We start from the raw sequence: 9687 nt of genomic DNA on the forward strand, positions 1-9687 counted from the left end.
ACATCTCGCCGTTGGACGAGAAGCGGCATCGGGTGAGGCTGCCGAGATCCAGCAGAAAAAGGGCCGGATCACCTGGCCCTCTTCGCTGGCTTGGATGGGGCGAGGGCTCAGCGAGCGCCGGCTCCTGAACCGCCGCTCGTGCCGCCGGTGCTCATGTTGCCGCCGCCGCTGTGACCGCTGGTCGAGCCGGTGGTGCCCGTCGTAGCGCCGGACGTATCCATAGAGCCCCCTGTGGCCGAGCCGGTAGAGCGCTCCATGCCCTTCTCGGTATTGCTCTTCACGCTGCCGGGGTTGTTCATGTTGCCCTCAGTGCGTCCGCCGCCGGCAGGCGTCTGCGCCCAGACAGCGCCCGTCAGCGAAAGAGCCATGGCAGCGGCAAGGGCGAGTGTCTTCGTGCTCATCGTGCGTTTCTCCCACTGGTTCATGTGAGGGGCCAAACGCTGCCATGAGCGAATACGTTCAATGTTCGCCGGGAGGCTCAGGAAGTGGCATCCAGTGCGTCGGCGTCTGGCCGTCCCAGGGAACAGGCTTCGCTCCGGCCCACAGGCGCCACTGCCCATGCCGACTGTAGTGGGTCAGAACGCCGACGAACTGATCCTTGCCGTCAAACAGCAGAACCTTGCTGCCTTCCTGCTCTGGGGCTGTGTCGATTGGCTGCCAAGTGTTCGTCATCGGCGTCTCAGGCTCCTCGGACTGAGACAAGGATGCCGAAGACCGATTGGTTCAGAAGGGGTGGAGCGCCAACAACACGGACGCGAACCTCGCGGCCAGCTGCCAGCGCTGCTACATGCTGCACGACCGGCCGGAGCATCAGCGTCGGCGGCGGGCCACGCTGTTCCGGAGGAGGGCACTGGGAGATCTCTTCCGAGGACCGTACGCCTGATGTCCAGCCTTCGCCGGAGAGGCCGTTAACCCACCTCCTGTAAGTGCGGGCTCAGCTCTGTCCTGCAGCAAGCCATTCTCGTGATCGGCGCTCCCAAGCTACCGGATCTCGCCACCCTCGTGGTGGACGATAGCCTCTACATCCGCCGCATCCTGCGCGACATGCTCCTGCGAGTCGGCATCCGGCGCGTCTTGGAGGCGCCGGACGGGGCAGAGGCGCTCGGTGTGCTGGCTGAGAGCAAGCCGGACCTCGTCATCCTGGACTGGGACCTAGCCATCCTGTCGGGCGAGGAGTTCATCCGCCTGACGCGTGACTTCTCCACCTCGCCCTGTCCGACCGTGCCGCTCATCCTGATGTTGGCCCAGCCGCGCAAGGACCGGGTCGAGCGCGCCGTCCGGCTGGGCGTCAACGAGGTCATCGCAAAGCCGTTCTCGCCCAAGACCCTATGGTCGCGCCTGGATGAGGTGATCAACCGCCCGCGGCCCTACACGCGGGTCAAGAGCCTGCTCATCCCGCAGGCCCGCAAGCCCAGCAATGCTCTTGCCGCGTAAGGGATCTCAGTTGGGAGCCAGCCGCTCAAAGATCGCATTGGCCGCCAGAAAAATCAGGGCCGCGAGCACTCCGAAAATCAGCGCGACGAGAATGGGTTGGCGCAGCATGCCAGGCCACCTTGGCCAGGGCGACCGACCAGGCCCCTAACAAATGGTGAAGGGCACCGCCCGATGGCCGTGGCAGGATCGGTTTTCCAAAGCGATTTGCAGGGGGCTGCGATGCTGACGGAGTTGCTGAAAAGCGGCTGGCTGCAGGGCCTGCCGTATCGCCTAGGTCTGCTCGCCACGGCAGAGAATGCCGCGGAGCCGTCGCAAGACGCCGATCCGATCCGCCGAGCGGCTGCCGACGGCAAGCAGCACCCAACGACCCGTGATTTCATCCTGATGGCTCAGGCAGCACGGCGCGCCGCTTCGTATCGTTAGCCCTTGTCCGGAGCGTGGGCGGCCGAGGTCGCAGGATAGGGCAAACCACTGCGTTCCGGAGGGGAAATCTGCGCCCCCGTTAGTCCCACGGACTCCTAGGGCGCCATCGCGGCTCTGAATGCTCAGGTGCTCGACCTTCAAGCCGAACGCGATGCGTGGCAGGCGCAGGCTACCTGCCTATCAGCTCGTGTCCGGCTGGCCGGGTGAGGCGGGCAGGAGTCACCGACCGCACCACGTTTGAGACGAGGAGGTCAGACGTGTGCGGCCGGTGCCTGCACCCTGCGCGGACAAGGCGCACGACGATGCTGCGCCACGGGGCAGGGACCGGCAAGCGTTCGGAGCGGACTGAGGGAGCCGCTGGGCCTGTCGCCGGAGAGGGCGCATTCTGAGCGGGCGCAGCCGAACGCGATGTGAGGAGCGGAGCGATGGAAAGTATCAGGGGCCACCACGTCGGCCGCCAGGTGCTCGCCGGCGACGTTGCCTTCCACGGCCTCCTCGACGGCGACCTGGTCGTGCCCGAGGGCATCCATCTCATCCTTCGCGGGACGGTGAACGGGAACGTCATCGTCGAAGAGGGCGGATCCGCGGATATTCGCGGCATGGTCAACGGTGCCGTCGTCAACAACGGCGGCGACGTTTCGATCTACGGCGCGGTGGAGTCTGTGACCGGCACCCATGCGTCGCACCTCGACCCCCACGCCGTCGTTCAGCACTGAACCGCGCCTTCGCTTAGGCAGCTATCCGGACCAGCCTCGAGGCCGCGTGGCCTGACGGGAGCGCGGCGCCTGATCGCGGTCAGCATCGCGGCCATACCCGAGCTGCGGGACCAAGAAGCGGTTCTGAGGCGGGCAGGGGCCACCGACCACATACCGCGTGGGGGGGGTGAGACGGTGCGGCCGGTGCCTGCCACCCTGCGCATCATTAGACAGGGCGCACAGCGATGCTGCGCCTGCGGATAGGGGGCGGCAATCGTTCGGAGCGAACAGAAAAAGGCGCGACAGCTCGCTATGGCGCCATCAGCAACTCGAGCCTCACGTCATTGAGGTAGCGGGTCAGGCGCCTTCTCGCAGCGGGATCGGAACAGTCAATTGCGCAGCCGACCGGCATGGCGTCGCCGTACTGCCGCAGGATCGACTCCGCGGCGAGAGCAAGCTCTCGTTCACAGCTGGCACTGACCTCTCGCATGCGCCCGTGAGCGTGGATCGTAACCCGATAGAAGGACATGTACGGGAACGTGCGAACCTGACAGACAGTTCGTGGGCGCCTCGGCCGGCTTGCGGCCGATGGCGGCGGTCCTCATCACGGAGACGTTGCCGTAGCGGTCCTGATAGGTCCGGGGCTCCGGCTCACTCAAAACGTTTTGGGTGACAGAGCGCCGGATCGACGAGACGAACGGCTGTGACACGCTGCACTGGCGCGCGATCTCGCCATCTGTCCAACCGGACCATTCCTCGTCCTCCAGAAGCAGAAGGACGGCCCGGCGCTTGTCGGCGTTGGAGCGGCGCAGGCTGTGGGTCGCGTTCGAGCCGGCTGAGTGCAGGATCGCGTCGCGGAGGGAGCCGGGGGGATGTGGTGGGCCCGGCAGGACTCGAACCTGCAACCAGACCGTTATGAGCGGTCGGCTCTAACCATTGAGCTACAAGCCCGTACTCAAGAAATCGAACGCGTCCTAGCGGCTCCGTCATTCTGAGGCCAGTTCCGACGCTTTGCCCAGCGCTTGACACCCAGAGATGTGTCCACCTGAACGCAGCGCTGGCAATTCAAGCACTTATGCAACGCAGGATTGCGCCAGAAGCTTGACCGTTGGGAGAATTATCCGAGAGACCTGTTCCACAGCGCCGGCCTGGGCGCTCTCGGGGGAATTATGAAGCCGCTACTGATGGTTGCTGCGTTGGCAGCTATGACTCTTGGCGTAGTCTGCACGCCTGCTGCGGCAGGGAGCTGCCAGCAAATTGGGACATTCACATACTGTAATGATGGTTCATCCAGCCAACAGATCGGCGGAACTATGTACCTTAGCAATGGAACCACCAGCCAGCAGATCGGCGACACGACCTACCATAGCAATGGCATCACCGATCAGAGGATTGGGGGATCTACTTACGGGAGCGATGGGTTAAATTCGCAACGGATTGGCAATTCCACTTATTTCAACAATGGCGTGACGTGCCAGCGGATTGGTAATCAAACATACTGCAACTGAAGCCCTGCTCCAGAGGCTCCGTTGAGTTAAGGCCCGTGGTGCGCCCGATCTGTGAGAACCCACCAGGGATAGCTCCTGTGAGGATAATTGTTGCCGTCCTGGTCGCTCTCGCCGCAACCCCGGCTAACGCCATCGAGGGTTTCTACCACGGTGATGGCAAAGATAGAGGTGGTACTGGCCTGAAGTGGCAGCTCTACGCAAAGGTAGAGCCCACATCTCGCGGTCGATACAAGGTTCGCCTTGTGACGACCGCGGAGAATTGTACTGGCGTTGAAGAGGGCATCGGCGCGCTCCAGGGCAAGAAGCTTGTTATTGGACACAAAGCCCTAAACACGTCGTGGAACGCCAGCCCTTGCCGTCTTACCCTTTCCTTCAATGGCCGTTCACTGCTGGTCAAAGAGCAGGGATACCTCACGTGCGAGCATGGCGCACAATGCACGTTCGATGGCGTCCTCATTAGGGCCAAGTAGTCCTGGCCCGAAGTCGAGCTCCTCAAGCCGCCCGCTCCAACACGCGCTTCACCTGCACGGCCGACCACGTGCCGCCGCGCGCCGTCGGGATACCTCGCTCGTTCAGCTCAGCAGCGAGGGCACGCAACGTGGTGAGGCCCTGCGCCTGGAGCTTCTGCACCAGCGGCAGCGTGTTGGCCGCGAAGGCATCCGCCTCACGCACCTTCACCGCTGCACCGGCCCTGCTCGCCTCGCCTAAGTTCGTCCGGTTGCCGAGAATGCCCTTGCCCACCTTGCTGGCGAGCGCCGCTTTGGTCCGGGCCGAGATCAACGCGCGCTCCTTCTCGGCCAGCGCCGCATAGATGTGCAGCATGAAGGGATCGGCGTCCAAGCCGAGTTCCGTGACGATGAAGGGCACGCGCTGCGCCATCAGGCCGGCGACGAACGCCACGTCGCGCGAGAGCCGATCGAGCTTGGCCACCACAACCGGGCAGCGCTGTTTGCGGGCTGAGGCGAGTGCTGCGGCCAGCTGAGGCCGGCGCTCCAGTGCGTCGGAGCCCTTGCCGGTCTCGACCTCCTCGAACTCGGCCACGACCTCGAACCCGTGCGTGGCCGCGAAGATCTTGATCGCGGCCCGCTGCGCCTCGAGCCCGAGCCCACTCTTGCCCTGCCGATCGGTCGAGACGCGAAGGTAAGCGACGAGGGCGCGAGCGGTCATTGGCGGGCTCCGGATCGCGCTTGTTACGATCCCATACGGGTCGTATGGATTGGTAACAGGGCCGGAGTCCGCGTCAAGTCGTGGGTGTCTGTAAACATGCAGGCATGCGCAGCGCATGAATAGCGGAGAAAACCTTCTTACGGGTGTCGCGCATTCTGCCAATGCGCGACACCGCCGGCGATCAAGTGCTTGTCCTGCCTGAGGATCACCAACAACCCCCTTGACGTGACATATCAAGCGTGGCATTTACCTATGGTGCAGAAGTTGCGCCCGCAGGATTAGCCCTGACGGGCGCTTTGTGTTTCTGGCACTCGGGATCGGCTCGCCTCACGCTGGCTGCTCCCGAACCGCAGCAAACCCAAAAACCTAATTGTCATGCCGTTCGGCGCCAGCAGGCATCGAGCGCGTCGCCGCTTGCGCTCAATTCTGAGCAGCGAGACGCACCGGCATGTCCGTTGTCATGCCCGCAAGTGCGCGGGAGCAGAATAGGACCTCACGCACATGACACAGCCCCATTTTCCTGAACCAAGCGACCTACTCCACGGCGCCGGTGCGATCCGGCAATTTCTAGGCCTCAGGAGCAACCGCCAGATTTTCTATCTGGCGGAGCAGGGCCACCTTCCGCACTTCCGCCTAGGCCGCATTCTTTGTGCGAGTAGAACTGCCCTCGTCGATTGGATAAAAATCCAGACTGAATGTGGTTCTCCCAATAAATGATGATGCCAGCCAAAGCGCGTGCAATAGCCGCGCGGGCTAGATGACAACGAACACCCAAAAAGACTGAAGACGCGATAGACGCGGCGTCACCGTGAACGCCGCCGCTTGCCTGCGTCCATCCTCCAAACGCTTCGTAGCAAAGAAAAAACGGCCCCGAACACGGGGCTACCGCGCGAGGCCGTATTAAGGAATTTTCTCGTGATTTACTTTACACAACCTGTGCGCCAGCCGCAACAATCATCTGCTCCAATCAGTGAAGTTCACGCTGCTGATACAGCGCAGTCGCTTCAAGTCCATCAGATCGCACGTCGCCTCGGCGTTAGCATGGAGGTTGCCGCCGTCATCGTGACCCTCGCCGGCATCGGGCCGCAGGAGGGCGCACGATGAGCGACATGTTTCAGCCCGCCCTCGATTGGGCCGAGCGCGGCTTTGCCGTGTTCCCCTGCAGCCCCTCCGCACGAGAGGGCGTCGGCAAGGCGCCGCTCGTCGAGTGCGACAAGGACGCGAACGGCGAGAAGGTCCCAGGCACTGGCGGCCTCTACAAAGCCACCCGCGATAGAGAGCAGATCATCTCCTGGTGGACGCGCTGGCCGAACGCTGCGATCGGCATCCGCACGGGGCGGGAGGCAGGCGTCTGGGCGATCGACCCGGACGTGCCGAAGAAATCAGGCGACCCGGACGGGCTTGCCGCCTTGGCCGAGCTGGAGCGGCAGTACGGCCCTCTTCCGGCCACTCACACGCACTTGACGCCGAGCGGCGGGCGTCACCTCCTGTTCCGCTGGCGTGAGGACCGCCCCGTGACAAACCGGGAGGGCCGGCTTCCGGCTAACATCAACGTGCGGGGCAATGGCGGCTACCTCATCGCTCCGCCCTCCCGGCGCTCCGACGGGCGCAGGTACGAGATCGCCGAGCCGCTCGACTTCTGCCGCTTCGCAGAAGCCCCTGAGTGGCTCTACGACCTGATCTGCGAGCCGAAGCAGGAGAAGCCGGCCAACGTCGTGCCGCTGGAGCGCTCCAGCGCGCCGGCGCACCTCGACCGTTATGCTGCTCGCGCGTTCGAGGAGGAGTGCCGGGCGGTGGCCTCCTCGGGCCAAGGCCGGCGCAACAATCAGCTTAACGCCTCGGCCTTCAGCCTCGGGACGCTCGCCGCAGCTGGCGTTCTGCAGCCGGACCTGGTGCGCGAAGAGTTGCTGCGCGCGGCCACCGCCTCAGGGCTGCCGCGGACTGAGGCGGTACGAACGATCGCCAGCGGGCTCGGCAGCGGCCTCCTGAAGCCGCGCGAATTGCCCGCCAACCAGAACGGCGAGGCGGGTCAGTGGGTCAGTGCAGGGCTCCAGCCAGCGCTCCACCCTGCTCCGGTCCTGATCAAGGCCTCGCCCTTCGTCTGGATCAACCCGCTGCTGATCCCGCGGCGGCGCTGGATCTACGGCCACCACTACATCCGCCAGTTCGTCGGCGTGACGGTCGCGCCCGGCGGCGTCGGCAAGTCGTCGCTCGGCATCGTCGAGGCGCTCGCCATGGCCACCGGCAAGCCGCTCCTCGATGTGACACCGACCGAGAGGGCGCGGGTCTGGCTCTGGAACGGTGAGGATCCGCTCGAGGAGCTGCAGCGGCGCGTGCTGGCGGCCATGCAGCACTACGACCTCATGCCCGAGGAGGTGAACGGCTGGCTGTTCCTGGACTCCGGCCGCACGACCGAGATCGTGGTCGCGGAGCAGACCAGGAGCGGCATCACGGTCAACGCGCCCGTGCGGGAGGCGCTGATCCGGACCATCCAGGAGAATGCCATTGACGTGGTGATGATCGACCCGTTCGTGTCCTCTCACCGGGTCACGGAGAACGACAACAACGGCATCGACCGGGTGGCCAAACTCTGGAGCGGGATCGCGGACGAGACCAACTGCGCGATCGACCTGGTGCATCACGCCCGCAAGACCGGCGGCGCCGAAGTCACCATGGAGGATGGTCGCGGCGCCGTCGCGCTCCTGTCCGCGGCCCGCTCGGGTCGGGTCCTCAACTCGATGACCGAGCAGGAGGCTGCGGGTGCGGGGGTGGAAAGCCCGCGTTCCTTCTTCCGGGTCGACAATGGCAAGGCCAACCTCGCCCCGCCGCCCAACAAGGCGACGTGGCACCAGCTCGTATCAGTCGATCTGGTCAACGGCGACCGCGTGGCCGTTGTGGCCTCATGGAAGCGCAAGGACCCGCTCGAAGGCGTGACGGTGTCCGATCTGAGGGCTGCTCAGAGCGAGGTGAACACCGGCCGCTGGCGCGAGCACCCGTCGGCTCATCGATGGGTTGGGCAACCCATTGCCAGGGCTCTGAAGCTCAATCTGGAGAAGGCCCCCGATCTGGCGAAGGTGAAGGGCCTGCTGCGGATCTGGATCGAGACCGGCATGTTCCGGGTCGTCAGCGAGAAGGACGACAAGGGCAAGGACAAGAAGTTCGTCGAGGTCGGTGAATGGGCTAACGACTGAGCTTCCGCACCACCTCTGCAGGTGGGGGGCGGAAGGTGGAGAAAAAACACCCCAATCCACCCCCGCCCCCCCACCCTACAGGGGTGTGGGGGGTGGTGCGGTGGAGAGGCGAAGCCCGAACTGGGGTGGAGAAAATGGGGTGCCCTGGCGCGACCTGGGCAGCCTTTCCTCTGGGCTTTGAAGGCTGCATCTGCCGGGGATTCGAAGGAAGGTGCAGCAAGCCGCACGACCGCGCCTAGGACTTGAAGAGGTGCCTCTCAATCCGCGGCGAGCGCCACGATGGAAAAGCTGGCGGCGACCACGAAGTTGCCGGCGGCGAGCAGTGCGAGCAGGGTCATGACAGCACCAGCGCGTTGCGTGGCGGCGCTGCCCGCCTGCGTGCTCACCCGCCGGCTTGCTCGTCATCCTCGACCAACTTGGTGAACTGGCGAGCCGGAGCCTCGACCTGATGAGCCGTAGCGATCAGCCGCAGCACGCGAGCGTCGTCGGCTTCGATCGTGAGTTCATAGCCACCGGGCACTTCGGCGGTCAGCACGCGCACCAGCTTGCTTCGGTTCTGACATGGGCAGCCGTCATCCAGGCAGGCGGTGAGAGCAGGGTGCCTGCGCACCCGGCCGCCCACAATCCTTGTGCTGCTCATGGCTTGTCAGCCCACGCGGTCCTTGCAGCACCGTTGCAGGCCCAAATTCCTAGGCCCTCACAGCACCCGCACTCTGCTCTCTCGCCCGCCCGGCTCGGATCGGCGATGATCCTGCGCAAGGCCGCGGGCAGCGGCGGGGGATGGGCATGCGCGCGGTCTGGGTGGGTCTGGTCGGGGCAGCTCTGAGCGCCAGTGTGGCAGAGGCGAGATTCTGCCCAACGACCTACTCCGTTGAGGACGCAGGGTCTCCTGGCAACCGTCCCGTGAACCGACCAGACTTGATTGGCCAAACGATGCGCGAGGTCCGACGGGCTGGGGCTCGGCGGTGGGCGGCCATCGAGGTTGCCTATCGAGCCGAACGGTTCACGGTTCGCTACGACGTCACGCCGAAAGCGACGCCGGCCGTGATGGGCTTTTCGTGGAAGGGCTCGACCGCCCCTGGTGTCTCATGGGCACAGCACGCCCCTTCCGATGACATAATCGGAGCTGCCATCCAGGATGGCCCGTTGTCGGGCCTCACGCTGACGTTGGACCCATGCGAGTAGCGAAGACGGGAATGCGCGCGGTTCTGATCGGGCTCCTCGGGATGGTTCTAGCGGCAAGTGCAGCGGAGGCAGAAATCGTCGTTC

General features: G+C 64.7%; 10 protein-coding genes and 1 tRNA gene. 5 read left to right on the forward strand and 6 right to left on the reverse strand.

The features are described 5' to 3' along the window. Positions 1-107: 107 nt before the first annotated feature. Together WDW90_RS32200 and WDW90_RS32205 are read right to left on the reverse strand one after the other, a co-directional pair. Positions 108-401, reverse strand: coding sequence for a hypothetical protein (locus WDW90_RS32200; RefSeq protein ID WP_336491673.1), 294 nt, complete (start codon positions 399-401; stop codon positions 108-110). A 58-nt stretch (positions 402-459) separates the two neighbouring features. Beyond that, on the reverse strand, positions 460-672 hold the full coding sequence (locus tag WDW90_RS32205) for a DUF551 domain-containing protein (RefSeq protein ID WP_336491675.1): 213 nt from the start codon (positions 670-672) through the stop codon (positions 460-462). A 291-nt stretch (positions 673-963) separates the two neighbouring features. On the opposite strand from WDW90_RS32205, the gene WDW90_RS32210 reads away from it, so the two are divergent. From WDW90_RS32210 to WDW90_RS32220, 3 genes are all read left to right on the forward strand, one after another. Beyond that, positions 964-1434 carry a response regulator gene (locus WDW90_RS32210; protein WP_336491676.1) on the forward strand — a complete coding sequence of 157 codons (471 nt, stop codon included), beginning with the start codon at positions 964-966 and terminating at the stop codon, positions 1432-1434. A 219-nt stretch (positions 1435-1653) separates the two neighbouring features. After that, positions 1654-1857 carry a hypothetical protein gene (locus WDW90_RS32215; protein ID WP_336491677.1) on the forward strand — a complete coding sequence of 68 codons (204 nt, stop codon included), beginning with the start codon at positions 1654-1656 and terminating at the stop codon, positions 1855-1857. A gap of 425 nt (positions 1858-2282) precedes the next feature. Continuing rightward, a complete protein-coding gene (locus WDW90_RS32220; protein WP_336491678.1) occupies positions 2283-2573 on the forward strand; it encodes a hypothetical protein in 291 nt (96 codons plus the stop codon). Positions 2574-3427: 854 nt separating this feature from the next. Here WDW90_RS32220 and WDW90_RS32225 read toward each other — a convergent pair. Then, positions 3428-3503, reverse strand: a tRNA-Ile gene (locus WDW90_RS32225). Positions 3504-4095: 592 nt separating this feature from the next. On the opposite strand from WDW90_RS32225, the gene WDW90_RS32230 reads away from it, so the two are divergent. Continuing rightward, entirely contained in the window at positions 4096-4530 is a 435-nt protein-coding gene (locus tag WDW90_RS32230) for a hypothetical protein (protein ID WP_336491679.1), read from the forward strand. 22 nt (positions 4531-4552) lie between these two features. Here WDW90_RS32230 and WDW90_RS32235 read toward each other — a convergent pair whose 3' ends face one another. Next, positions 4553-5227, reverse strand: a complete 675-nt coding sequence (locus WDW90_RS32235; protein WP_336491680.1) for a recombinase family protein — start codon at positions 5225-5227, stop codon at positions 4553-4555. Positions 5228-6327: 1100 nt separating this feature from the next. Between WDW90_RS32235 and WDW90_RS32240 the strand changes: the two genes are divergently transcribed. Further along, positions 6328-8418, forward strand: coding sequence for a bifunctional DNA primase/polymerase (locus tag WDW90_RS32240; RefSeq protein WP_336491682.1), 2091 nt, complete (start codon positions 6328-6330; stop codon positions 8416-8418). A 257-nt stretch (positions 8419-8675) separates the two neighbouring features. On the opposite strand, the gene WDW90_RS32245 is transcribed toward WDW90_RS32240, so the two are convergent. Further along, the gene (locus WDW90_RS32245) at positions 8676-8804 is read right to left on the reverse strand and encodes a hypothetical protein (protein WP_336491683.1); all 129 of its coding nucleotides are present in this window, start codon (positions 8802-8804) and stop codon (positions 8676-8678) included. Further along, positions 8801-8959: a hypothetical protein gene (locus WDW90_RS32250; RefSeq protein WP_336491684.1), complete on the reverse strand. Its 159-nt coding sequence runs from the start codon at positions 8957-8959 to the stop codon at positions 8801-8803. The genes WDW90_RS32245 and WDW90_RS32250 overlap by 4 nt, the downstream gene beginning before the upstream one ends. Positions 8960-9687 lie beyond the last annotated feature (728 nt).

It is taken from the genome of Methylobacterium nigriterrae (assembly GCF_037106235.1).
GTDB classification, from domain to species: Bacteria; Pseudomonadota; Alphaproteobacteria; order Rhizobiales; family Beijerinckiaceae; genus Methylobacterium; species Methylobacterium nigriterrae.